We start from the raw sequence: 24,530 nt of genomic DNA on the forward strand, positions 1-24,530 counted from the left end.
GGCTCAGCCAGGGGGCAGGTGAATCCGCACCGTGCCGCGCACCCGCAGGCCGAGGGCCAGCGCGTCGCGGTCGTGGAGGCGGTGGCGGCTGCCGGGGGGTTCGAGGCGGTGGCCGTTGAGCCAGGTGCCGTTGAGGCTGGCACCGGCCGGGCCGTCCGTGAGCCAGGCGGAGCCGTCCCGGTCCACGGTGATGGTGGCGTGGCGGCGGGAGACGCCGATCGCCAGGCCGAGGGGCACCGCGGTCTGCGGGGCCCATTCCGGATCGCGGCCGAGGCGCAGTTCCCTGCCGGGGCCCACGGTGACGCGGAGGGCCGGGCTCGTGTTCAGCTCAAGGACGAGGTGGGCCAGGGGCGAGAGGCAGGACGGGCAGGCGGCCGCCGGCGGGGTGACGCGGCTCCCGCAGTTCCAGCAGGGGTACGGGGCGAGGGGCGCGCACCCGGCCCCGGGCGCCGGCGCGGGACCCGGGCCTGCCTCACCCCGCTCGGGCTCCTCGGACACCCCGGGGTACGCCGGGTCTTCGGGGGACACGTACGCGAGGGCTTCGGGGTCCGCGGGGCCCGGCTCCCGGGACAGGGAGGGCGGGGCGGAGGTGGGGTGGTCGGGGTCGTCCCAGTCCTCCGGGTCCTCCGCGGCGTCCCCATCCTCCGGGTCCGCGGTGTCCTCCGGGTCCACGGCGTCGGCCAGGTCCTCCGGGTCCACCAGGTCGTCCGGGTCACGGGCGGCGTTCTGCGGGCCGGGGCGGCCGTCGCCGGGGCGGCCGGTCTCGCCGGTCACGGCCGGGGCACCCCCTCGCCCGGCGCGTCGATGCGCAGCCGCAGCCGCACCCCGCCGCGCTCGGGGTCCTCGGTCACCGACGTGACCGTGACCGTGCTGCCCTCGGGCAGCTCCCCCTCCTCGAACAGCGCCCGGGCCAGCGGGTTGATCAGCAGCGTCTCCAGGGCGTTGCCGATGCCCCGGCCGCCGTTGTCCAGGTCGGCGGTGCAGCGCGCGGCGAGGTCGGCACCCGCCTGCTCCGACAGCCGCAGGTGCAGCTGCTGGTCGCGCCGCATCAGGGCCTGGATGTTGCGCACCTGGAGGTCGAAGATGGACCGGGCCACCTCGCGGCCGATGAAGTCGAAGACGACGACGTTGCCGCCCAGCCGGTTCATCAACTCGGGCCGGCCCACCACCTCCACGAAGTGGCGCTTCACGTTCTCCCGGATCGTGGCGGCCAGTTCGGCGTAGTCGGTGCCTGGCTCGACGGCCGGCCGCTTCGCGCCGGTGACCGGGTCCTCGGTGAGCACGCCGAGGTTCGAGGTGAAGATCAGGACGCACTCGCTGAAGTAGGTGGTGATGCCCTGGCCGTCCGTGAGCCTGCCGTCCTCCAGCACCTGGAGGAACTTGTCCAGCACGCCCTTGTCCGCTTTCTCGATCTCGTCGAAGAGGATCACCCGGAACGGGTCGGCGCGCACCTTGCTCGTCAGCTCGCCGCCCGCCTCGTAGCCGACGTAGCCGGGGGGCGCCCCGACCAGCCGGTCCGCGGAGTGCGGGGCGGAGAACTCGCTCATGTCGAAGCGCAGGTACGCGTCCTCGCGGCCGAAGAGCACGGTGGCGACCGTCTTGGCCAGCTCGGTCTTGCCGGTGCCTGTCGGCCCGGCGAAGAAGAGCACGCCGCGCGGCCGGGTCCCGGGGTGGGCGGCCTGCGCCCCGGACAGGCCGAGGGCCGCGCGCTTGAGGATGTCCATGGTGGTGTCGATCGCACGGTCCTGGCCCTTGACGCGCGCGCGGATGAGGCGTTCCCCTTCGCTGATCTGCCTACGGACGTGGGCGCGGCGCCACGGGTTGTCCTCCACGCCGAGGCGGTAGATGCGGACGGCGTCGGGCATGCGGGCGTAGGGCAGCCTCCGGTCGCGGGCCAGCCGCGCGCACTCGCGCATCTCGCGGAGCGTGAGGCCCGCGGCGGCGCGGGCGAACTCGTGCGTCGCGCGGTCGGCGTCCGGGCCCGGCCACTGCGCGTCCGGGGCATCCGAAGTGCCCGGGCTGCCCGGGGCGTCCGGGCTGCCGGCGGTGTCCGGGCTGCCGGGGGCGGAGGGGACGGGTGCGGCCTCGGTGGTCTGCAGGCGCGCCATGCGCTCGCGGTCGCCGAGGTCGGGCAGGGGCACGCCGATGGTGCGGATGCGGTCGCTGCCGGAGACCAGCCAGTTCGGCAGATCGCGCTCGCCCTCGGTCAGCCAGATGATCGGGTTGAACAGGTCCCGGCCGCTGCGCTGGTGGTGCACCGGCGCCACGTCGTTGGCGAGCTTCAGGCAGGCGAGGAAGAAGTCGCGCTCGGCCTCGCTGAGGTGGCCGACGTCGGTGGAGATGCGGGCGGCGTAGTCGATGAGCAACGCGAGGCGGCGCGGCGCCTGCGGCCCCGGCTCCCCCTCCGGCCCGGGCGCGGTGCGGTCGGCGCCCTGCCTGAGGTGGCGTTGCGGGGGCAGGCCGGTGGCCACGGCCCGCAGCAGCGGCTCCATCTCGCGCAGGGCGGGCCGGGTGGCGGCCCGCAGCAGCCGGTCCCGGTGGCGGCGGCCCACGGTGCCCCGGCCCAGCAGGCGTTCCGCGTCGGGCAGGGCGGCGGCGGGGTGGACGGTGAAGCCGTCGACCACGTCGTAGCGCACCAGTGCCTCGTAGCCGTGGTGGCGGAGGGTGTGCCAGAGCAGCCCGGCCATGCCGAAGCGGCGGTCTTGGCCGCGGTGGCGGATGAGGTAGTCGTCCCGGACGTTGCCGTGCAGGACGTACTGGGCGTGCACGCTGAGGGTGCCGGCCAGCTCCTGGGCGAACGGCGGGAGTTCGAGGGCCGGCGGCTTGGTCAGGTTCGGCGGCTTGGTCAGGTTCGGCGGCTTGGCGAGGTTCGGCGGCTCGGCGAGGTTCGGCGGCTCGGGGAGGTTCGGCGGTGTGACGGGGACCGGCGTGGGGGCGTGGGGCGGCGGCGGGGCGGCGGGGGCCGCCCCGGGGCCGGGGTCCGCGGAAGGCGGGGGAACGGGCTCGCTCACGGGCGGTGGTCCTCACCGCGGGGGCCGCGCGGGCCGCGGGGCTGCTGCGGGGTCCGGCGGACCTCGTCCTCGTGGCGGAGGTGGCGGGCGGCCGGGGCCTCGCGGGGCGCGGGGCGGCGGTCGGCCTCGCCCGCGGGTCCCGGGCCGGTGCCGGCGACCGTGCCGCCGCCGTCGAAGGCCAGGTCGAGCGTGATCCCGACGGAGGCGGCGCGGTCCGCGAGACGGGCCAGGAAACGGCCCGCGGCCCGGCAGCGTTCCCGGTCGAGAGCGCGGTCCGCGTCGCTCTCCTCCCCGGGGTCCCGGGGCCGGTGCACGGTCTGCACGCGGACCGTCCCCCCGGCGTCGAGCGCGAGGCGCAGCCAGTGCTCCGTGCCCCACTCGGGCGGCGCCCACTCGATCAGCTCGACCCCGGGTGCGGGCCTGCGGACCGTCATCCGGGCGCCCTGGGCCGCCTCGGCGATCTGGCGCCGCAACAGCTGGGCCACGTAGGTGCGTTCCAGCGCCGCCTGCCGGGCCGCGACCAGGACGCTGGTCTCCGCCCGCAGGCGGGGGTCCACCGGGCCGCCGTTCTCGACGATCCGCTCCAGGGCGGCGAGCACCTCGGGAGGCGCGAGTTCGGTCCCCGGCTGGGCCCGGCGCAGCACGTCACGCTGCTGCGCCGCCCACTCCGCGGCCTCGCGCCGGTCGGCGGCGCGCCAGGTGGCCTCGTACGCCAGCTGGCGGGCCTCGGACAGGTGCTGGAGGGCGTCGGCCGGGCGCTCCCGGGCGAGTTCGACGGCGTGGGCGAGCTGCTCCTGGATGCGGGCGCAGGCTTCGGCCGGGACGGCCGGGTCGAGCCCCGCCAGCAGCTCCTCGCCCATCTCGGCGGCCCGGTCGGCGGTCAGCGCGGAGGCGTTCGGCAGCGGGGAGGAGTACGGCGGCAGGGCGCGCCTCGCCTCCCCTTCGGTGCGGGCCGCGGCGTACTGGGCGAGGGCCCGCTCGCGGCGGGCCCGCAGCCGCCGCGCGGCGGCCGCCCGCAGGTCCTCCCGCGGCCCGGCGGGGCCCCGCGCCGCGTGCGGTTCCCGCGCGCCGGGCGGTGTGGGCGCCAGGGCGCGCACGGCCAGGTCGGCCTCCGCCCGCCGCGCGGCCCGGTCGGTCTCGGCGAGCCAGGCGTGAATCCGGTCGAGAGACAGGCCCACCGGGTCGAGGGCGGGCGGCAGCGAGGGCGGCTCGGGACTCCCGCCGGGCGGCCCGCCGGGTCCCGGCCAGGGGCCCGCCTGCCGGATGCGGGCGCGGAGGGCGGCGAGCCGGGCGTTGGCCCGGCAGACGGCGAAGGCCGCGTCCTGCCACCGCAGCCGGGACTCCTCGGCGCGTTCGGCCTCCCGCGTCCGGGTCTGCTGGGCCTCGGAGGCCCGCAGTGCCGCGGCGGCCAGCGCCTGGGTGCCCACCATGGCGGCCCGCCCGGCGAGCAGCGCGCCGCTCAGCGCGCCCAGGCCGAGCAGGGCCGGGGCGACGAGGTCGAGCAGCTGGTCGGCCAGGCCGTCCACCACCTCCCCCACGGCCTCTCCCACGCCGTCCACGGCCTCCCCCACGGCCTCCCCCGCGCCGTCCGGCAGTCCGTCCGGCAGTCCGCCCAGCGCGTGGCCCGAGACGGAGTCCGCCACCTGGCCGGTGAGGGCATCGGGGGAGGGGAAGTCGACGAAGGGGTCCACGAAGGTCACCTCGGGGCTGGCGTATCCGCTGCTCATGACGCCCGCCCCGGTGCCGGTTCCGGTGCGGGCCCGGCGTTGGCCGGGGGGCCGGGTGGCGGGCCGGGTGGCGGGCCGGGCGGCGGGCCGGAAAAGGACCGCCGCCGGCGCCAGGTCCACCAGCCCACGGCGAGGACCGTGGCCGCCGGCCAGAGCCAGGCCGCGAGCAGCAGGGTGGCCAGGAGCAGGCCGCAGGCCGCCGCCACGACGAGCGCGCCGAGCACCCGGTGGCGCCGCGCCGGCCGGGCCGCCCGCCCCCCGGCGGCGATCAGCCGCCCGGCCAGGGAGTGGTCCGGGTGATAGCGGTAGCCGGGGCGGTAGTCGAGGTAGCCGATGCGGTAGGCCGTCCACAGTTCGAGGGCGAGGATCAGGGCGGCGGCCGGCATCGACCAGGCCCAGGCCAGCGTCACGGTCTGCTGCGGCGCCCGGCCCGCGACGTCGCACAGGCCGATCAGGAACAGCCACGGCACCGTCACCGCCGCCGTGCCCGCCGCGGCCCAGGCGAGCGCCACGGGCAGCTCCTGGGCGTTGAGCCACTCGGCGGCCCACCGCTGCTCCTCCCAGAAACGGCGCTCCGCACGCCGCCGCATCCGCTCGTCCCGGGTGCGCCAGGACTCCTGCAGGGCCAGGCCGGACAGGCGCCAGGCGAGCAGCAGCCGCAGCCCGTCCCGCCGGTCGCGCACCAGCCGGGCGTACCAGCCGACGGGCTCAGGCAGGCGCCGCAGCCGCCGGGAGGCGTCCGCGTCGAGCTGGGCGCGGCGGCGTTCCCCGGCGGCGGCCAGGCGCAGCAGCGAGGCGGACAGGCGGCGGCCCTCCGGGCCGGCGAGCGAGGTGAGCGCCGCCGCCCCCGGCTCCCGCAGCGCGGGCACCTCCTCGGCCAGCGCCCGCACCTCGGCGGGCCAGCGCCGCCGCGCCTCCCGCCAGGCCGCGTCGGCGGCGGCCAGGCCCTCGCCGCCGGGGCGGGCGTCGAGCAGCGGCAGGAGCGGGTGGCGCGCCAGGTCCTCCACCAGGGACAGCGCGTGCTCCTCGCCGTCCTCGGCGCGCACGGCCAGCTCCTCCAGATCGCCGTCGGCGGCCAGCGGCTCGCCGCGGTAGGAGGGCTCAAGGCCGGGGCCGAGCCAGGACAGCAGGCGGACGAGGGTCTCCGGCCTGGGGCGGCGTTCCAGGAGGCGCAGCAGCTCGGCGAGTTCCTCGCGCGCCGGCTCGTCGTACCGGGGGTGGTCCGCGAACTGCCGCAGCCAGGCGGCGAGGCGGCGGCGGGAACGCCCGTTGGCGAGGGTCTGCGCCAGCTGCCGCCAGTGGGCGTCGAAGGCCGCGGCCAGCTCGACGGGGTCGGTGAACTCCCGTTGCAGGAAGACGAAGGCGGTGGCCGCCGGGCCCGGCGGCGGGGCGGGCGCGGCCCAGTCGGTGGCGGCGACGGGCGGCGCCTCGCCCGCCAGCCAGCGCCCCACCTGCGCGGCCCCCCACCGCTGGTGCGGGTCGCGGGTCAGCAGCCCCTGGCACAGCAGGAGGACGCGGGGGTCGGTGACGTGGGAGAGGTCGGGCGGGCGGGTGGTGATCTCGCTGTGCACGTACCCGGGTTCGCTGTGCCGGATGGGATGCCTGCCGCCTGCGAGCTCGGCGACGATCATCCCCAGGGACCACCAGTCCGCCTGCGGGTGGATCATCTGCCGCGCCGCGACCGCCTGCGGGGAGAGGTACCTGGCCGTGCCGACCCAGGGCTCGCCGGCCGCCGCGGGCCGCTCCTCGGTCGTGTAGGCGGCGGAGGAGAGGTCGACCAGGGTGAGGGTGAGGCCGGGGTCGGCCGGGTCGAGGCTGCTGAGGACGAGGTTGGCGGGCGTGACGTCGCGGTGCACGATGCCGAGGCGGTGGACCGCGTCGAGGGCCTCGTGCACCTGCCGCACCACGGCCCGCAGCAGGGCCGGGGCGGCGGGCCCCGGGCGGAGCTCGCGGTACCTGGCGAGGCTGACGTTGCCGTGGGAGGGCGAGATCTCGTACGGGTGACCGGCGATGACTCCCGTCTCGGTGAGGTGGGTGACGTGCGGCAGGCGGTGGGCGGCGAGGAGTTCGCGCACCCGCGGGTCGGGGGCGCGGTCGCGGTGGTACCACTTGACGACGTGCTCGCCGGCCGCGTCGCTCACCCGGTAGACGGCCGCCTCGCCCGGGCCGCGGGTGCGGCCCCCCAGCGGTTCGAGGAACCGGAAGCGCGCGCGCAGCGGCTCGGGCGGCAGGGAGGTGTCGCCGCGGTCGTCGTCGAGGGGGGCGGCCGGGGCCGTCTCCAGCACGGTGGCGGGTATGCCGCCCGCGGGGGCGTGCGGTGCGGACGGCGGGCCCTGGTCGGTCACGGCGATTACCTCCACGCGACGGCGGAATGCCCCGCTCCACCCGATCCGGTGGGGCGACGAGGCCGCAGCGTAGTGAGGGAAACCGGGCGAGGGGCGGTGGGAATGCGCGGCGGCCGGTGCTTTTCCGGGCGTGTTCCGGTGGAATTCCGGGCCGCGGGCCCGGCGTGCCGGGGCGCGGGCGGCGCAGGGGGTGAGCCTGGCATTTCCGTGCAGGCGAAAAAGCGTGGGAGGGGGCGGCGATGGGCGAGGCGCAGGAGAACGGACGGGAGAACGAGACCGGCAGGATGGGCGGGAAGGACGTGAGCGGCGGGATGGGCAGGAACGGCGGGAAATTCGGGGGCAGCGCGGATTTCGGGGACGGAGGGAATGTCGGGGACGGCGAAAGCGGCGGGGACGGCGGGAACGCCGAAAGCGGCGAGAGCCGTGGGGACGGCGAAAGCGGCGGGAACGGCGAGAGCCGGGGGGACGGCGGGAGCGGCGGGAAGGGCGGGGACCCCGTGGTGCGGGTCAGCGGCACGTACTTTCCCGTGACCACGCTGGGCCCGGGGCGTCGCCTCGGCATCTGGTTCCAGGGCTGCCCGCTGGCCTGCCCCGGCTGCATGTCCCGGCACACCTGGGACCCCGAGGGCGGGCGGCGGACGACCGTGTCCCGGCTGCTCGGCGCGTGGCGCCGGGCGCTCGCCGCGGGCGCGGCCGGGCTGACCGTGAGCGGCGGCGAGCCGCTGGCCCAACCGGAGGCTTTGGAAAGGCTGTTGAGCGGCGCCGCGGCGATCGGCGCCGAGCTGGCGCCGGAACGCCGCCCCGACATCCTGCTCTACACCGGCCACACGGAGGCGGAACTGGGGCGCAGGCCGCCCTGGCTGCGGGCCGTGGGCCACGCGGACGCCCTGATCACCGGCCGCTACCGCGCCGCCGCCCCCACCCCCCTGGTATGGCGCGGCTCCGCCAACCAGCGGCTGCTGCCCCGCACCGCGCTGGGCCGCGAGCGCTACGGGCCCCACCTGGCACGCCCCGCGGAGGGGCCGAGGCTCCAGGTCGCCGAGTCCCCGGGGGGCGCCGGCGTGCTGCTCTACGGGGTGCCCGCCCCCGGCGAGTTGCAGGAGCTGGCCGAACTGCTGGCCAGGTCGGGGACGCGGCTGCACCACCGCAGCTGGGATCAGCCCGGCTGAGCGGGCGGCGGGCCGGGCGGCGTGCCCAGGTCCACGACGGCCGCGGCCGTGGCCTGGTTCCTGATCACCATGTGCACCCTCCAGCGCGGGTCGCGCTGCAACTCCTCGTGCACCGCCCAGCCGATCCACCGGGCGCTGACCGCGGGCGGCACCCGGCCGCGCCCGGCGCCCATCAGCGGGAAACAGATCGAGGACAGCGGCGGGTCGTACTCCTCCCGCTCGGCGCGGGCCAGCGCGAAGGACTCGCGGACGGCACGGGCGATGTCGCCCGGCGCCACCGAGTAGCCGTCGCGGTCGCCGAAGGGCACCGCGACCGCCGCGTGGTAGATCCGGCGGATGCCCCGCGAGGCCAGCGCGCCCGAGGAGGTGGGCGCGACCGTCCCGGGCCGCACCGGCAGCCCCGGCCGGTGGTGGCGGCGTACCCAGGTGGCGAGTTCGTTGGCGAGCACGTCCTCCACCAGCTCCCCGCCCGCGTCGCGGATGCCGCCCGCCCAGCGCAGCGAGCCGGAGAGGGTGGGCATGAAGGTCTTGGACATCTCCAGGTACACGTTCTCCGAGGACACCACGATGTCGATGTCCCGCAGCAGGTCCACCGGGGAGACGTGCAGCACGAAGGGCACGGGCGCGTCGGCCACGGTGGCGGTGAACGAGGTGGGAGGCGCCGGGTCGTCCCGCTGCGGGCCCGGCTCGGCCCGCGGCCGGCCGGGCGCGCCGGCGGCGTGGGGCGCCGCCTGGTGGCGCCCGGCCCCGGGCTCCCGGCACAGCGCGAGCACCGCCTCGGCGAGCTGGCTGAGCATCTTCTCCTCGGGGGCCTTGCGGAAGGTCTCCGGGGCGATCCCGTACACCTCGGCGGCCCGCTTGCGCCGGTCCTGCGCGGCGGCGCCGCGGAAGCCGGGGACCAGGCCGAAGCTGTAGGCGGCCGCCCTGCCCAGGTCGTCCCCCTCGCCCAGCCGCCGCACGGCCTGGCGCAGCAACTCCTCTATGCCGGCGGGCACATCGTCGGCCGCGCCGCACAGCCCGCAGTGCTCGGCCGCCCACCGCAGCGCCGCGGGCGGCGCCTCGCGCAGCCGCGGCAACCCCGGCCTGCGTAACTCCCTGAGGTCTCTGAGGATGTCGGCGTGCGAGGGCAGACGGGAAGAACCTGAACTCGATCCGGCGTCCGTGTCCATGCCGTCACGATAGGTGCGCGGCCCGTTCGGCGGGAGTGGCAGAACGCGGCCGGGGCCCGCGGCCCGCAGGCCCTGGGCCCGGGTGGCATGACGCCGGTGTCCCGGGCGGATTCCGGGTGAACGCCGGGCGAATGCCGGGCCGGGGCCCGCTGCCGCCTCCGCGCCCGGGCGGCGCCGTGTTAGGGCATGGAACGTGGGTTTTTCGCCGACGGGCGGCCGCCCTCGCGAGGCGCCGACGCGGGCCCCGCGGGAACGGCGCGGCCGAAGGACCCGGCGCAAGCACCGCAAGCACCAGAAGCGCCGGAAGCACGGAAAGCGCGGAAGTGCCGGAAAACCCGGAGAACACCCACGGCACGGAGAACACGGAAAGCAGCACGGCGCAGCGCGCACCGAGCGCACCGGACACGGAAAGCACCGGGCACGGAAAGCACCGGGCACGGAAAAGCCGAGGCGGCCGCAGACACCGCGGCCTCGGACGGTGCCGAGACCGCGGAAAGCGCCGCATGCGGACGCCGAATGGCGGGGATGGGGGAATGCGCGGCAATGATCGGAACAGAGAGCGTGGGACGGGTCGTCCGGCGGGCCGCCCCACCACGATGGGGACGGTGGGCGGCCTGGCTGCACGGCCTGCGCGACGGGCGGCGCGGCCTGCCCGACGTGCCGCCGCCCCCGGCGCTGCCGGAGCACCAGGCCGCCGTCACCCCCTACGTCACCGAGCAGCAGGCCACCGCGCGGCGGGCGGTCGAGCAGCTCCGGGCCCGGCTGATGTACCGCGAACGGCGGCTGATCGCGGACCTCGGGACGCGGGCGGTCCACGTCGTCATCGAGTACCGCGAACGGGGCCGGCCGGCGCCCGCCGCGCTGGCCGGGTTCGGGGAGCGGGTCGCCGAGTGGCACGCCCACGCGGACGTCTGCCGCTGCCGGGCCGCCGCCGTGCTGGAGCAGGTCAACCAGCACCTCGCCCGCTACTGGGACGCCGTGCGCCGCCACCACCCGGACGTGCCCGACCCGGCACCGGCCCACCTGGCGCACTGGGGTCCTGCGCCCCTGCGGCTCGACCCGTCCTGGGACCGCCCCGACTCCTGGCTCGCCCCGCGGGACGCCGCCACGGCCACCGTCCTGACCCGCGCCCTCGAACTCCTCGACGCGGCGCACAGCCTGTCCGGAACGCCCGGGGGAGGGAACTGAGATGAGGCACCCACTCGTGGCCGCGCTGCTGGCGGCCGCCGCCCTGGCCGCCACCGGCTGCGACCAGCTGGGCCAGGCCCTCGGCACCGACGTCGACCGCTACACGACGGCCTGCGCGGTCCTCGTCGACGGCTCCGGCTCGGGACAGGAGGACGCCGCCCACGGGTTCGCCGCCGAGGAGAAGCTGAACGTGGCGCTGCCCGAGTTCCTGCGCGACCTGGAGTGCCGCACCCTGGCGTTCGCGCCCATCACCCGGGCCTCCGCCGGTTCCACCTGCCAGCAGGAGACCCTCGACCTCGACCCCGACGCCCGGTCCACCGACGACCGGGACCAGCTGCGCGAGGTATGGCGTTCGGTGGCCCTGGACCAGGCGCGCGAACTGCTGTCCTGCGCGCGGAACCGGCAGCCCGGCTCCGACGTGCTCGGCGCCCTGGACCGGGTCGGGCAGGCCGCGCCGGACGGCGCCGAGGCGTTCCACATCCTGGTGGTCAGCGACTTCATGCAGGCGGACGGCTCCTTCCAGCTGCACGCCGACCAGGTGCAGACGCCGGAGTCCCGCGCCGGGGCCCTCGACACCCTCGAAGCCCAGGGACGGCTGCCGCGCCTCCCGGAGACCACCACCGTCTACCCGGCCGGATACGGCATGCGCTTCAGCGACGACCCCGCCGCGTACGAGGGTTTCGACGCCTTCTGGTCGGAGCTGCTGGAGGAGCGGGTGAAGATCGATGTCTCATTCGACTACCGGCAGTGACGCGGGCGGGCGCCGGGGGCGTTTCCGGGGCGCGCGGGGCGCGGCGCGAGCCGCCACCGGCGCCCGGCCGCGGCGGCCCGCAGGACAGGGCGGGCCGCTCGGCGGCGTGGGCGAGGCCGCGGCCGGCACCGGGCGCGTCGCGCTGCTCGACCGGTGCCGCCGGGAGGGGCGCGCGGCGGCGCGCGGCCGGGCGTACGGCGCCCTGGTGCTCGCCGGCGAGGGGCTGCCCCCGCGCCTGGCGGAACTCGCGGCGGAACGCGACCGCAGGCGGCACGCGCTGCTGCGGCAGGCGGCTGCCGCGGAGGAGGCGGCGGCGCGGGTCGCGGCCCAGGCCATGGCGGAGGCCGAGGCGGCCGAGGCGGCGGTGCGGCGCAACGCCGAGGCCAGGGCCGAGCACACCGGGCAACTGGAGATCACCCGCGGGCAGTTGGACCGCCTCGCGCGCCGGGCGGCGCGCCGCGGCGAGGCCAGGGACGCGCTCGCCCACCTCGTTCGCGCCCGCCGCACGGGCACCGGCCCTGGCCCTGGGCGGCCCGCGCCGCACGGCGAGCGGGGCGCGACGCGGCAGACGGGGGAGGCCGCGGGGGCCACCGGCGCCGAGGGGGAAGAGGACCTGACGGACGCCCGGGATCTGGCGGATGCCGGGGACCTGACGGACGCCCAGGACCTGGCGGATGCCGGGGATCTGGCGGATGCCGGGGATCTGGCGGGGGCCGAGGGGCCGGGCGGCGCCGGGGCGGCGGTGGCCGGGGAAGCGGAGGACGCCTCCGCGCGGCGGGCCCGCTGGGAGGGCGCCACCAGCGAGTCCGCCATGTCCCGCTGGGGCACCGTGGCCCTCCTGGCCTGCCTCGCCCTGGTCGAACTGCCCATCTACTGGAGCGTGTTCCGCCGCCTGCACGGCGTCGGCGACCCCGCGAGCAACCTCCTCACCGGCACCTTCACCCTCGCGGTCGGCACGGTCATGATGGTCGTCCCGCACCTGCTGGGCCGCCTGATCAGAAGGCTGCCCGCCACCGGCGCGCCCCGGCTGCTCGCCCTTCCGGCGCTGGCGCTGCTCGGCTGCTGGGCGTACGCCTGCTGGGTGCTCGGCGGGCTGCGCGCCGGCCTGCTGGCCGAGGAGCCCGAGCCCTACCCCGTCGACCCCGAGTACCAGGAGGGGCTCGACCGGGCCATGGCGGACCGCGACAGCGTGCTCGCCGGCCTCGGCGTCGACGAGCGGACCATGGCCCTGATGTTCGTCGCGCTGCTGCTGCTCTCCGGCGGCATCGCCTTCCTCCTCGGCCTGGGCCGCGCGCATCCCTTCCTCGCGGCCTACCGGGAGACGTTCCGGAGCCGGGAACGCCTGGAGGCGGCCGAGCGGGAGGCGGTGCTCGCGGCGCGGCGAGCCGGGCACCGGGCCCAGGGGCACCCCGCCGAGGCCGGCGCCAGGCAGGACGCCCTCCAGGCGGCGCTGCGGGAGCTGGACGACCTGTACGAGGCGGCGGCGCACGCCTACCTGGACGGCCTCGCCGCCGGGTCCCGCGACCCGGCGGTGACCGAGGCGGCGATGCGCCTCTCCGGCAGGTGGCCGCTGCTGCCCAGGCCCGCCCCCGCCTGACGGGCCGCGCCGCCCCGACGGGCCGCGCCGGGGGCGGGCCGCGCGGGGGGCGGGCCGCCCCCGGGCGGCCTCGGGCCCGGCGGCGCGGCGGCACGGGGGGGCCGGGCCGCCCCGAAGGCCCGGGCCGCCGGCGGGGCGCGGCCGTCTGGCGGAACGCGGACCTGGGTAGAGGCCGAGAGGGGGATGCCGTGACCGAGGAGACGCAGCCGGGCGGGGACGCGGGCTTACCCGACCGCGCCCACGCCGCGGCACACCGGGCGGGAGCCGCCGCCGACCGGCCGCGTGAGTGGGCCGGGCGGCCCGCGCCCGCCCGGGACGCCGGGGAGGCGCTCGCCCGCGCCACCCGCACGCTGCTGGCCCGCGCCCGGGAGGACGCCGCCGCCTTCGCTCGCCTGACCGCCTGGCTCTGCTCCCGCCTCACCACCCAGGCCCCCGCCGGGCAGGTCGCCGCCGAACTGGCGGAACTCGGCCTCGACGACCCGGAACTCGCCCCGCTGCAGGAGCTGTTCACCCGGCTTGGCACCGGGAGCGGGGAGCCCCGCGCCCAGGCGGAAGCCGCCCGCTCCTGCGCGCGCGCCGCCCGGCGGGCGCTGGACGCCGCCCCCCGCGGCGCCAGGGAACGGCCCGGGATCGCCAGGTTCCACGCCCTCCTGCTGGTGCGGCAGGCCCTCCTCGCGCCTGGCACGGTCGACTTCACCGAGGTGGACGACGTGGCCCTGGCCGCCCCGGAGCCGGACCCCGCCGCCCGCGCGGCCTGGCCGGGGCCGCTCGGCGCGCAGCACCAGGTGGCCTCCCTGGTGGACACGGTGCGGATCTTCCAGACCGCCGACCGCAACCGCCTGGAGCACAGCGTCGCCAGGCTCCGCGAGATGACCGCCGCGGTGCCGGGGGAAGGACCGGCGGCCCAGGCCGCCAGGCGCTCCACGGCCGGACTGCTCTCGGCCACCTTCCTGCACGCATCCCGCCTCCAGGGCAACCACCGCGACGTCGACGCGGGACTGGCCACGGCCAGGGAACTCCTCGCCGCCCACCACCGCGAGGGCACCCCGCCGCCGACCGAACTGCGGGTGCTGGCGGCGTTCCTCGAAATCAACGTCGCCTGCCGCGGCGACGACCCGCAGGCGCTGGCACCCCTGATCGAGGAGCTGACCCGGCACCACGCCGCCCTGGCCCCCGGCCACCAGCTCCGCTTCGCCGTGGCCGCCGCCCTGGGCGAGGCCCACCGCGCGCTCGCCGCCCGCACCGGGGACCCGGCCGGACTCGCCACCGCCTCCCGGTACTTCCGGCAGGCCGCCGCCACCGAGCAAAGGCACGTACCGCCGCTGCTCGCGCCCTACTTCCCCGCCTATCGGGCCGAGACCCTGGCCAACCTGGTCCTGCTCGAACCCGGCCGGGAGGCCGTCGGCCGGGCCGTCGCCGCCGTGCGGGAGGCCCTCGCGGCGCCGGGCGCCTTCGCCGGGCAGGAAGCGCTCCTGCGGTACTCCCTCGGCCGGGCCCTGCTGCACGCGGCCGGCCGGCCCGGCGAGGCCGGCCTGCTCGACCAGGGCCTGGCCGAACTCTCCCGGGTCCGCGAACTCGCCGCCCAGGGAGCCGAGTTGCCGCAGCTCGCCGACGCCCTCACCCGGCTCGCCGAGGCCCACTGGCAGCGCGGACTGCGACGCCGCTCCGCGCCCGACGTGGAGACCTCCCTGGCCATCGGCCGCGAGGCGCTGCTGCGTCTCTCCGCCGACGTGCTCCTCCAGCTCGGCGCGGAACACGGCCTCGCGGTGGCCCGCGGCGGGGCGGCCCAGGCGCTGCGGCTGGCCCACCGCTGCGCGCTGACCGGCCGCCGGGCCCGGGCGGTGGAGGCCCTGGAACTGGGCCGCGGCCTGGTGTTGCGGGCCGCCGCCGCCTCCCGCGGCGTTCCCGAACTGCTGAAGGAACGCGGGCGGCCCGACCTGGCCGCCCGCTGGCGCGCCGAGGCCGCCGTGGAACCCCTCGGCCCCGGGGCCGCGCCCGCCCTGCTCGACCCGTCCGCCGGGCCGCAGGTGCCGAGCAGCCTGCGGCGCGGCGTGCTCGCCGCGCTGGGCGCGAGCAGCGGCGAGGGCGCCGTCGCCCTGCTCGGCGTACCAGGACTCGACGAGCTGGCGGCCGGGCTCGCCGCGGCCGGAGCCGACGCGCTGATCTACCTCGTTCCGGGCGAGGCGCCCGGGCAGCCTGGCTTCGCGCTGCTCGTGCGCCCGGAACCGGGCGCCGCCCCGCGGACCACCCTGCTGGAGCTGCCGCGGCTGACCCAGGACGCCGAGCCGCTGAAGCGCTACCTCGACGCCGTCGCCCCCCGGTCCAGGGCCCTCGCCGACCCCGCCCTGCACCGCTCCTGGCGCGCCGCCTGGGACGCCCACTGGCAGGCGGCGCTGCGCGAGCTGTGCGACTGGGCCTGGCCGGCCGTCATGGGACCCGTGCTGGCGGCCGTGCGCCCGCGCGGCCCCCGGGCGCCGCGGCTCGTGCTGGTGCCCTGCGGCCGGCTGGGCACCGTGCCCTGGCACGCGGCCAGGACCCGCGACCCGTCCGGCGGCGCGGGCCGGCGGCGGTACCGGTACGCCTGCCAGGAGGCGGTGTTCAGCCACGCCGCCTCCGGGAGCCAGTTCCTGCGGGCGGCGGCCCGCGCGCGCCTGCCCCTGACCGGGCGCCGGGTGCTGGTGGCCGACCCCCACCTCGACCTGGTGTGGTCGGAGATCGAGACGCAGGCGCTGCGCGCCACCTGCTACGCCGACGCCCTCGGCTACGGCGCGTTCCCGACGGCGGCCCGGGAACCCGACGCGCCCGGCACCCCGCGGGACCTCCTCGCCGCCCTGCCGGGAGGCACGGCCCCCGCCGCCGTCCTGCACCTCTCCTGCCACGCCCTCGCCGGCCCGAGCCCCACGCGTTCCGCGCTCCGGCTGGCCGTGCCGCCGGGCGGTGAGCCGGACGCCGGGCAGCTGACCGTCGCCCGCATCCTGGACAGCGCCGCCCGCCCGCCGGACCCCGCGGGCCCGCTGGTCGTGCTCAGCGCCTGCGAGACGGACCTGAGCACCCGCGACCACGACGAGGCCCTGACCCTGGCCACGGCCCTCGTCGCCGGCGGCGCGGCCGACGTGGTCGGCTCGCGGTGGGCCGTCTCCGACGGCTCGACGGCCCTGATGATGACCGTGTTCCACCACTACCTGGTCCACCGGGGCCAGGCCCCGGCCGACGCCCTGCGCGCCGCGCAGCTGTGGATGCTCGACCCCGGCCGCGAGCCGCCCCCCGGCCTCCCCGCCCCGCTGCGCCGCGAGGCCGCCCGCCGCGACCTCGACCAGGTCCACCTCTGGGCCGCCTTCACCCACCAGGGCAATCCCACGGCCGGCCCCGGAACCGCCCGAGCGAATGAGGAGCCCCACATGAACGGCACCGAAGGCACCGAAGGCACTGACTGCACCGAAGGCACCGACAGCACCGAAGGCACCGACGGCATCGACGAGTTGCTGGAGCGAGCGGAGTGCTTCCTGCCCGCCCTGTTCACGCCGGGCCCGCGCCGCCCCCCTGCGGCGCCCCCCGTGGCCGGAGAACGCGAGCGGGTCATGCGGCAACTGGCCGCGGCCGAACGGCGCCTGGCCCCGGGCGACCCGCGGCTCGCCCCGCTCAGGGTGCGCCTGGGCACCCTGATCGGCGTCAGGTACCTGCGGGAGGCGGGCGAGGGGGACCGGGAGGAGGCGATCCGGCTGCTGCGCGCGGCCAGGGAAGGGAGCGCGGCCGGCCTGGGGGAGGACGACCGGCTGCTGGGCACCACGCTCCTGGCCCTGCTCCTGCTGCCGATGCCGGTGCCCTGGCCCGAGGGCCGGATGCCCGACTTCGAAGCCATGGTCGCCTGGGCGGTGCGGCAGCCGCCGCCTGGCCCCGGGCTCGTGGCGGAACTGGCGGAGGCGGAACGGCTGCTGACCGAGCTGCGGGCCGGGCCGCTGCCGCCCGGATGGCGCGAGCAGGTCGCCCAGCTCGCGCGGGCGGCCCGCCTGGTGCGCACGGCGATCCACAGCGGCATCGCGGGGCTTCCCTCCTTCCTCGGGCGCATCGGGAAATTCGCCCGGGCGCTGCCCGGCGTGCCCTACGGCGACCAGCTGCAGGCCGTGCTCCGTCTCGCCCACTCCGCGGCGCCCGGCAACCTCCCACGGACGGCGCCCGATTCCCCGCAGACGGCCCCCGATTCCCCGCGAGCGCCCTCCGGTTCCCCGCAGCGGCCCCCCCACTCCCCTACGACGGCCCCGGCTTCGCCGCCCGACCCGAGCCGCGACTTCGCGGAGCTGCTGATGCTGGCCGAGATGCAGGTGCCCGGGACCGTGAGCACCGAGCGGCTGGGCGAGATCTCCTCGCTCCTCGCCCGGCCGGGGGACGGTGCCTCGGAGCGCGCCGTCGTCGCGGATCAGGCCCTCAGCGGGCTGGTCAAGGCGATCATGGCCCTGCGGACGGGCAAGGCGGAGCACCTGGCCGAGGGCGCCGAGGCGATGCGTGGGGTGGCGCCGAAGATCCCGGGCATGGAGCACATCCTCCCGGGGATCTCGGCGGCGGGCAGGCTGGTGCGCGGGAACATCGAGGACGAGGACGAGGGGCTGCGCGGGCTCCGGGCGCTCGCCTCGGGTGCGGCCGGCCGGCCGGGCGCGCCGCCCACGAAGGAGGTCAGGGACGCGCGGCTGCTGGGCAGGGTCATGGAGGCGATGCTCCGGCTCTGGCGGCTCCACAGGTCCCCGGCCGAGACCGGCCCCGAGCGGGAACGCAGCCTGCGGGAGCTGGAGGAGATCCACGCCGGGCTGCTGGAGACGGCGCGGGACACCGATCCCGGCGACGAGTGGTATGGGTACGTGTCCATGGCGCTCGGCATCGCCGAGATGGATCTGGCCCTCAGGCGCGGGTTTCGCCTCGGGGAGCTGCGTGCCGGGCTGGAGAAGCTGGAACGGGCCCTGGCCCACGAGGGCTCGCCGGGTTTCCTGCGCGCGTGGCTCGACAACGTCGTGCTGGCGCTGCGGGCGCACCTGCGGCTGCTCGAAGGGGACCCCGGCGGCGTCGCCGGGCTCGCCGAACGGGTTCACGGGAGCCTGGACAAGGGGGACGCGTTCCTCAACCAGCGGGCGCTCGGCCGGGCGAGCCTCGCCATGACCCAGCTGTCCGCATACGGGCTGACCGGGGATCGTGCGCTCCTCGACGAGGCGATCGCCGAACTGGAGCGCGCCACGGCGGAACTCGCCGAGGAGGGCAGCGACCCGATCCGCGGCGACGTGCCATGGGAGCTGGCGCGCGCCTACGCGGCGCGGGCGGGGGACGGCGACCTGGCGCGGGCCGCCGCCGCCGGGCTGGACTCGCTGCGCCTCGTCGCCGACGACGTCCTCATGCAACTGGGGGCCGAGCACGCGCTCCAGGCGGCGCAGGCCGGGGCCAGCCGGGGGCTTCGGATCGCCGCCTGGGCGCTGGGCGTGGGGCTCCTGCCCCAGGCGGTGACGGCCCTGGAGGCGGGGCGCGCCCTGGTGTTACGGGCCGCCGGGGCCGCGGCCGGCGTCCCGGAGCGGCTGGAGGCCCTCGGGCAGCGCGCGCTCGCCGAGGAGTGGCGCCGGGCCGCGCCCCGGTCCCCGGGCGCAGCGGACGCCCCGGGCCCGTTCGACCGGGAGCACCTCATCCCCAGCACGCTGCGCCGCCGCGCCCTCGACGCCCTCGGAGCGGAACGCGGGGACCTGCTTGCGGTGCCAGACCTGCCCACGCTGACGGCGGCCCTGGAGTCCGGCGGCGCCGACGCGCTCGTCTACCTGATCCCCGGGCAGGGGAAGGCGGACGGGGCCGCGCTGATCCTGGGCCGGGCGGCGGGCCCGGCGCGAGCGGAGGATGCGGCCGGTGCGGCACGTGCGGGGGCCGACGCGGGCGCCGTGCTGCGGCTGCCCGGGCTGTCGCAGGCCGGCCGGGAACCCCTGGAGCGTTGGCTGAACGCCGCCGCGGACCGCGCCGCCGACCGGCCGCGGTGGGAGGCGGCCCTCGACGCCCTGTGTGACTGGGCGGGCCGGGCCGTGGTGGGGCCGTTGCTGCGGCGGATCGGGCGCGCCCTGGGACCGGTGCCTGGGCCGTACCGCCTCGTCCTCGTCCCCTGCGGCAACCTCGGCGTGGTGCCCTGGCACGCCGCCCGGCTCCCGCAGGGCGGCTACGCCGTGGAGCGGGCCGTCTTCACCTACGCCGCCTCGGGGGCGCAGTTCGCCGGGGCGGCGGCCCGGAAGCGGACGCCACCCGCCGGGCGGGCCGTCCTCGTGGCCGACCCCTCGCTCAGCCTGCTGTGGGCGGCCGAGGAGGTGACCGCCCTGCGCCGCGCCTTCTACCCGCAGGCCCGGCTGTACGGGGACTTCCCGGACGACCCTTCGCTGCCGGTGCGGGGGCGGGGCACGCCGGAGGAGGTGCTGGCCGTGCTGCCTGGCGCGCCGCGCCAAGGCGAGGCCGCCTCCCTGCTGCACATCGCCTCGCACGGCTCGGCCGGCGCGCGGCCCACGGTCTCCGCCCTCGACCTGACCGGGCCGCTGACCGTGGCGCGGGTCCTGGATCGGGCGGGCGGCCCCAGGCCGGGGGAGCGGGGGCCGCTGGTCGTGCTCAGCGCCTGCGAGACCGATCTCAGCACCCGCGACCACGACGAGGCGCTCACCCTCACCACGGCCTTCGTGGCCCGCGGCGCCACGGACGCGGTCGGCTCCCGGTGGATGACCGAGGACAGCGGCTCGGCCCTGCTGATGGCGGTCTTCCACCACCACCTGTCCTTCGGCGGGCTGGCGCCCCCGGACGCGCTGCGCGCCGCCCAGCTGTGGATGCTCGACCCCGCCCGCACGCCCCCGCCCTGCCTGGAGGGCCACCTGCGGCGCGAGGCGCTGCGGCCGCACCTCGAACGGCCGCGCGTCTGGGCCCCGTTCATCCACCAGGGCAACCCCGCGCCCGCCGGGCCAGGGGCCACCCCCGCGGGCGGCGGCCCCGGCGGCGGCCGGCCGTAGCCCCGCGCGCCCGGGGGCGGCGTCCCGGCGCCGTGGCCGGGACGCCGCCCCCCGCGGCCCCCTCAGCACAGCACGCGGAATCCGGCCTCCTCGCCCAGCGTCGTCAGGGACCTGCACCCGGGCGCGCCGTCCGCGTCGCTGCCGCCGAACCCCTGGGCCCGCTGCTCGGCGGCGTACGCGGCCCGCGTGGCGGTGCCGAAGTGCCCGGTGGCGCCGGTCGGCAGGTGGCGCCCGCGGGCCAGGAGCGCCCGCTGCACCGTGCGGACCTCCTCGTTGGTCTTCCCGAACTGCACGTTGGCCAGGCGCACGAGGGGCTGCTCCCCCTCCCACACCAGGGCGGGGTCCGGGTTCGGGCAGGCCGGCAGGAGCCGGAGCACGAACGCCGCGAGCAGCACCGTGGACGGCGGCGTGGTGCTCACCGCCCGGTCGGCCGGTGCGGCCGGCGTGGGCTCGGGCGGGACGGGCTCCGGCGCCTCGGCGGCCGCGAACTCGTGGGCGCCCACGACCCGCTGCCAGCGCCTGACGCCCTCGGCGAGCACGTCGGGCGCCGGGGCGTGGCCCTCCTCGGGCGCCGCGCGGAGGACCAGGGTGGCGAAGGCCGGATCGAGGAAGCCGAGCCCGGTGGGCCGCTCCTGCCCGCCCGCCCCGGGCCCCTCGCCGCCCCCGGGCTCCACGCCGCCGCCTGGACCCTGGCCGCCCCCCGCGGGGGAGGGGGCGCAGACCACGCGCAGCGAGCGGACCAGCACCACGGATTCCACGTAGGCCGGGCACCGCCCGGACGGCGGGTCGGCCCCGTCGCTCAGCGGCTGTGCCCCCGCCGGGAAGCGCCAGGCCCGTGAGCGGAACATGGCCGGGTCGAGCCACGGGCGGACCACGTCGACCAGGGCGTACTCGAAGGAGAGCGACTCGATGCGGGCTGCGGTCTCCGGCAACTCGGCCGCGTCGATGCTCAGTTGGGACCACGGCTGGTCGAGGATCCCGGCCGGGGCGAAGCCCGTGGGCGCGTACCTGCTGCCGTCGAGCCCGGTGGCCCAGTCCGCGGAGCCCGGGCCGGGGTCGAACTGGGTCCGGTACCCGGCCCACACCTGCCCCGGGTCCTTGTCGCCCAGCGTGTCGAGGTCGAGCAGCGCGGCCTCGACCTCCGCCCGCCTTCCCTCGACGCGCCACCGCTGCAACGCCGCGTCGCGGGCCTGCCGCAGGGCGGGCTCCCGGTCGGTGCCCTCCCCCGCGGCGAGCGCGGCCTGGGCGGCGAGGGCGGCGTGCCGGGTGCTCTGGTAGTCCAGGTACACCCGGGAGGGCACCCGCCGCCCCTGCGCGAACCGGTAGAGCAGGCTCAGCGCGGCGGAGTACCGTCCCTGCTCCTCTGCGCTGAGGGTCGTGGCCGCCAACTCGGCGCCCAGCACGTCCCGGTAGACGTCCCACAGGTGCTCGGTCCCCGCCCGGGACCAGACCGGCGCGGCCAGCGGAACCCGGTTGACCAGCTCCGCGAACTCCGCCGCGGCCCTGGCCTGTTCCGCCGTCGCCGGGCCCGCCCCCGCGAAGCCGAGCGCCTCGGCGTCGTACCCGGTGACCAGGGCGGGCACGCTGACCACCGTGCCCTCCGCCGCGAGGGCCCGGCGCAGCCGCGCGGCCACGGCGGCGACCGCGCCGGCGTCGACGCCCTGGGGCTGAATCTCCGGCATGGACGGGCCCCTGCGTCAGACGAAGTCGCCCTCGGGAATGTCGGGCAGCGGGTCCGGGGTCTTGCCGAGCAGGTGGTTCACGAAGGCGATGACCTGCATGCCCGGCACCTTGATCGCGGCGCCGTCGTCCTCGGCGTGGAAGTGGTCCCCGCTCTCCGTGTGCCCGTAGCTGCCGCTGAGCGTGAACGGCCCCCAGCCGACCCGGGCGTCGGCCCCGAACTGGCTGGCGTACTGGTGGTACGCCTGCTGGAAGCCGGCGGACCTGATGGTGACGTCGCGCACGAACACCGCCTGCATCGGATAGCCGACGAACATGCCCTCGGGGGGCCGGGCGCCGTCCGAGGGCATCTTGTCGAAGGTCCAGCCCTCGCCCTTGCGCAGCGTCCAGCCGCGGTTGATGAAGAACTCGGGGTAGAACCAGGGCCGGATGATCTGCGCCTGCGTCATCTTGTAGGAGAGCCCGAAGTCCTCGATCTGGAAGCTCGTGTCATAGGTGGTGGAGGTTTCGGTGGCATCCCCGCCGGCGTGCCAGAAGCCCCACCAGACGTCGCCGCCGACGCTCCACGAGGTGGTCTCGCTGTGCGTCGTGGTGTCCACCATCGAGTGGTGCATGCCGTACTCGGTCCAGCCGGCGGCCGTCGCGAAGTCACCGGGCGCCACCGTCGTGTAGTAGAACCGCTGGCCGGGGGCCACCGCGTTGGCCAGCGCGTCGTTGTAGAACCGCTTGAGGTTCTCCTTCCACAGCAGCAGCGACTTCTCGGTCGTCTGGGCGATGTACGCCTGAATCTGGTCCACGTCGTTCCGGTAGCCGTCGGACGTCCAGGCGTCCTCCGCCGCCTTCACCTGCATGAGATACAGCTGCGCGTTGGCCGACCAGTCCGCGACCGCGGCCACCCCCTGCGGGCCGGTGGCGGCCGTGGCTGCCACCCTCTTGTTGTTGTAGGTGGTCTGGGCCGCGATGTACTCCTGCATCTTCTGCGTGTAGGCCTTCATCATGGGCGAGGCCTCGGTGACCTCCTTCTCCTGGTCCGTGACGAGGTCCTTCACTTTGCGGGTGGTGCGCAGCAGCCCACGGAAACGCTCCGCCTCGGTCGCCGCCGCCCCCGTGGCGTCGACCAGCAGGGTGGCGCCCAGGCCGGACAGGTTGAGGGCGTCCTGCACCGGGTCGATCTTGTTCCCGACGCCGATGGTCACATTGCCCAGCTTGTTCAGGTACATGTGGTTCACGCGGCCTTCGAGCCGCTCGGAAAAGAACGGAAAGGCACTGCGCACGGAACTCCGCATATGCGCTCCTCCTTGTGCTCCGGCCGCGCGGCCGACGGCCCGGGGAACGTCGGGAACGTCCGCTCCGGCCGCCCACCGGCTCCCAGTCTGCGAGCACCCGCCCGCCGCCGCATCCGCGAGCCGGGGACCGCGAGCCGGGACCGGGGGCCGCGCGGCGCGGGCGGCGATCCGGTGCGGCGCGCGCCGCGGATACCGGGACCGGTCCTCACCGCGTGGATCGAGGCGGGGCCGCAGACCGCGCACCTGCGGCTGGCCCCCTACCTCGCGCGCATGGCCGACCGCGGTCTGCTGCTGCTCGACGACCCGGAGCGCGCCGCCGACCATTTCAACCTGCTCACCGTGGTCAACGTGAACCAGCGCACCTTCCACGGCGCGATCCCGCTGCCCCCTCGGCAGGTGACGGAGCTGGTCACCAGCGGGGTCGGCGCCTTCCTGCGGCTGTACGCGGCCCCGCGGACCGGCGCGCCCGTGCCTCAGGAGGCCACCTCGACGCCGAAGTCCCGCACCAGCGGCTCGAGTCCGCCGGCGTAGCCCTTCCCACCCACCACGAAATCCCAGTCCCCGCGGGACCTGCGCCCCAAGGGGCGGCCCCCGTTGCGGGGGAACGTCCGGGCCGCGGCCGGGGGTGTCTTTCGGGGCCGATGGCTCAGCTGCCGTCGCCGGGGGTGAAGGCGGTGATCGTCGGGGTGTCGCCCGAGACCGGCACCTCGCCCTGGTCCCAGGGCACGGCCAGGGCGATGGCCGTCTCCGGCGGCGTGATCCACAGGTACGCGGGCACCGCGGTCTCGGCCCCGCTGATCTCGGGGTTCGCGAAGGAGAGCCCCGCCCAGGCGCTCTCGCCCGGGGCCAGGGTCACCCGGCTCGGGTCGGCGGTCCTGTCGCGTTCCGGGTCGGGGCCCAACTGCCGGCCCGAGCCGTCCACGAAGGCCACCCCGGGGTAGCCGTACAGGGCGCAGCTCTCGTCCCAGTCGTTGGTGACCACGACGGCGAAGTGCGAGTTCCCCGCGCCCGGCTGGTTCCTGCCGACGGAGGCGCTCATCTCGGAGGCGGGGCAGGTGATCTCGCCGTCGCCGCCGTCGGCCGTGCCCTCCGTGGCACCCTCCGCGGCCCCGGAGTCCTGCCCCCCGTCCCCCTGGGCCCCGTCCTGCTCCGTCCCGTCCCCGGACCCCTCCGCCGCGGAATCCTCCCCCGGCGACTGCTCGCCCCCCGCCCCTTCCGGCGCCGAACCACCGCCGGGGGAACCGTCCTTGGTCGAGCCGTCCTGGTCGCCGGCGACCGGCTCCGCCGTGCCGGACAGGGCCTCGGGCTCTCCCGCGCCGCCCTCTCCGCAGGCGCCGAGCAGCAGGCCAAGGGCGGCGACGCCCGAGGCCAGCGCGATCCGGCGGGTACGGGAGGGGCGGGCCCGGAAGGGGCGGGGGGCGCGGGGTGTACGGGAGGTGCGGGGGCGCGTGCGGGGGGCGCCCTCGGGGCCCGGGCCCGTTCCGCCGCCCGTCCCGCCGTCCGCTTCGCCGCCGGGGGAGACCGCCCCGGCCATGTGCGCGACGCTCCTTGCCAACGGCCCCGCCGTCCGCGCCGCCGCCCGTCCCGCCATCCGTATCGCCGCCTG

14 protein-coding genes are annotated in these 24,530 nt (G+C 77.5%); 6 read left to right on the forward strand and 8 right to left on the reverse strand.

Annotated features, from left to right (window positions below):
• Nucleotides 1-3 precede the first annotated feature (3 nt).
• Genes D7294_RS00185 through D7294_RS32405 form a run of 4 tightly spaced genes read right to left on the reverse strand, consistent with a single transcriptional unit; the run spans nucleotide 4 to nucleotide 7,083 of the window.
• Nucleotides 4-774 (reverse strand): FHA domain-containing protein, encoded by a 771-nt coding sequence (locus D7294_RS00185; protein ID WP_120674131.1) that lies wholly within the window; start codon nucleotides 772-774, stop codon nucleotides 4-6.
• Nucleotides 771-3,011, reverse strand: coding sequence for an AAA family ATPase (locus D7294_RS00190; RefSeq protein ID WP_241561994.1), 2,241 nt, complete (start codon nucleotides 3,009-3,011; stop codon nucleotides 771-773). The genes D7294_RS00185 and D7294_RS00190 overlap by 4 nt, the downstream gene beginning before the upstream one ends.
• Nucleotides 3,008-4,738, reverse strand: a complete 1,731-nt coding sequence (locus D7294_RS31500) for a hypothetical protein (RefSeq protein ID WP_147450740.1) — start codon at nucleotides 4,736-4,738, stop codon at nucleotides 3,008-3,010. Before D7294_RS31500 ends, D7294_RS00190 begins: the two co-directional genes overlap by 4 nt.
• Entirely contained in the window at nucleotides 4,735-7,083 is a 2,349-nt protein-coding gene (locus D7294_RS32405) for a serine/threonine protein kinase (protein ID WP_158674537.1), read from the reverse strand. The genes D7294_RS31500 and D7294_RS32405 overlap by 4 nt, the downstream gene beginning before the upstream one ends.
• Before the next feature lie 239 nt (nucleotides 7,084-7,322).
• Here D7294_RS32405 and D7294_RS00200 point away from each other — a divergent pair, with 239 nt between their 5' ends.
• Nucleotides 7,323-8,252, forward strand: a complete 930-nt coding sequence (locus D7294_RS00200; protein WP_241561995.1) for a 4Fe-4S single cluster domain-containing protein — start codon at nucleotides 7,323-7,325, stop codon at nucleotides 8,250-8,252.
• Here the strand turns inward: D7294_RS00200 and D7294_RS00205 are convergent.
• Complete coding sequence (locus D7294_RS00205; protein WP_120674135.1) at nucleotides 8,240-9,421, reverse strand: macro domain-containing protein; 1,182 nt, start codon at nucleotides 9,419-9,421, stop codon at nucleotides 8,240-8,242. The two genes, D7294_RS00200 and D7294_RS00205, sit on opposite strands and share 13 nt — an antisense overlap.
• 543 nt (nucleotides 9,422-9,964) lie before the next feature.
• On the opposite strand from D7294_RS00205, the gene D7294_RS00210 reads away from it, so the two are divergent.
• From D7294_RS00210 to D7294_RS00220, 4 genes are all read left to right on the forward strand, one after another.
• The gene (locus D7294_RS00210) at nucleotides 9,965-10,609 is read left to right on the forward strand and encodes a hypothetical protein (RefSeq protein WP_120674137.1); all 645 of its coding nucleotides are present in this window, start codon (nucleotides 9,965-9,967) and stop codon (nucleotides 10,607-10,609) included.
• Nucleotide 10,610: 1 nt separating this feature from the next.
• Entirely contained in the window at nucleotides 10,611-11,360 is a 750-nt protein-coding gene (locus tag D7294_RS00215) for a hypothetical protein (RefSeq protein ID WP_120674139.1), read from the forward strand.
• Complete coding sequence (locus D7294_RS31770) at nucleotides 11,335-12,957, forward strand: hypothetical protein (protein ID WP_158674538.1); 1,623 nt, start codon at nucleotides 11,335-11,337, stop codon at nucleotides 12,955-12,957. The genes D7294_RS00215 and D7294_RS31770 overlap by 26 nt, the downstream gene beginning before the upstream one ends.
• Before the next feature lie 188 nt (nucleotides 12,958-13,145).
• Nucleotides 13,146-19,958, forward strand: a complete 6,813-nt coding sequence (locus D7294_RS00220) for a CHAT domain-containing protein (protein WP_158674539.1) — start codon at nucleotides 13,146-13,148, stop codon at nucleotides 19,956-19,958.
• Between the two features lie 62 nt (nucleotides 19,959-20,020).
• Here the strand turns inward: D7294_RS00220 and D7294_RS00225 are convergent, their stop codons facing one another.
• On the reverse strand, nucleotides 20,021-21,640 hold the full coding sequence (locus D7294_RS00225; RefSeq protein WP_120674143.1) for a peptidoglycan-binding protein: 1,620 nt from the start codon (nucleotides 21,638-21,640) through the stop codon (nucleotides 20,021-20,023).
• A gap of 15 nt (nucleotides 21,641-21,655) precedes the next feature.
• Entirely contained in the window at nucleotides 21,656-22,912 is a 1,257-nt protein-coding gene (locus tag D7294_RS00230) for a hypothetical protein (protein ID WP_158674540.1), read from the reverse strand.
• Between the two features lie 12 nt (nucleotides 22,913-22,924).
• Between D7294_RS00230 and D7294_RS00235 the strand changes: the two genes are divergently transcribed.
• Complete coding sequence (locus D7294_RS00235) at nucleotides 22,925-23,455, forward strand: TetR/AcrR family transcriptional regulator C-terminal domain-containing protein (RefSeq protein WP_120674148.1); 531 nt, start codon at nucleotides 22,925-22,927, stop codon at nucleotides 23,453-23,455.
• 115 nt (nucleotides 23,456-23,570) lie between these two features.
• On the opposite strand, the gene D7294_RS00240 is transcribed toward D7294_RS00235, so the two are convergent.
• Nucleotides 23,571-24,458, reverse strand: a complete 888-nt coding sequence (locus D7294_RS00240; protein WP_120674150.1) for a DUF4232 domain-containing protein — start codon at nucleotides 24,456-24,458, stop codon at nucleotides 23,571-23,573.
• Nucleotides 24,459-24,530: the final 72 nt, after the last annotated feature.

Origin of the sequence: Streptomyces hoynatensis, assembly GCF_003626535.1 — a bacterium.
Taxonomy (GTDB): Bacteria; Actinomycetota; Actinomycetes; order Streptomycetales; family Streptomycetaceae; genus Streptomyces; species Streptomyces hoynatensis.

What these genes read in the sequence shown, in the direction of transcription:
- D7294_RS31500 (WP_147450740.1), bottom strand. Translation starts at nt 4,738, where the DNA reads ATGAGCAGCGGATACGCCAGCCCCGAGGTGACCTTCGTGGACCCCTTC.
- D7294_RS00200 (WP_241561995.1), top strand. Translation starts at nt 7,323, where the DNA reads ATGGGCGAGGCGCAGGAGAACGGACGGGAGAACGAGACCGGCAGGATG.
- D7294_RS00205 (WP_120674135.1), bottom strand. Translation starts at nt 9,421, where the DNA reads ATGGACACGGACGCCGGATCGAGTTCAGGTTCTTCCCGTCTGCCCTCG.
- D7294_RS00210 (WP_120674137.1), top strand. Translation starts at nt 9,965, where the DNA reads ATGATCGGAACAGAGAGCGTGGGACGGGTCGTCCGGCGGGCCGCCCCA.
- D7294_RS00215 (WP_120674139.1), top strand. Translation starts at nt 10,611, where the DNA reads ATGAGGCACCCACTCGTGGCCGCGCTGCTGGCGGCCGCCGCCCTGGCC.
- D7294_RS31770 (WP_158674538.1), top strand. Translation starts at nt 11,335, where the DNA reads ATGTCTCATTCGACTACCGGCAGTGACGCGGGCGGGCGCCGGGGGCGT.
- D7294_RS00225 (WP_120674143.1), bottom strand. Translation starts at nt 21,640, where the DNA reads ATGCCGGAGATTCAGCCCCAGGGCGTCGACGCCGGCGCGGTCGCCGCC.
- D7294_RS00235 (WP_120674148.1), top strand. Translation starts at nt 22,925, where the DNA reads ATGCGCTCCTCCTTGTGCTCCGGCCGCGCGGCCGACGGCCCGGGGAAC.
- D7294_RS00240 (WP_120674150.1), bottom strand. Translation starts at nt 24,458, where the DNA reads ATGGCCGGGGCGGTCTCCCCCGGCGGCGAAGCGGACGGCGGGACGGGC.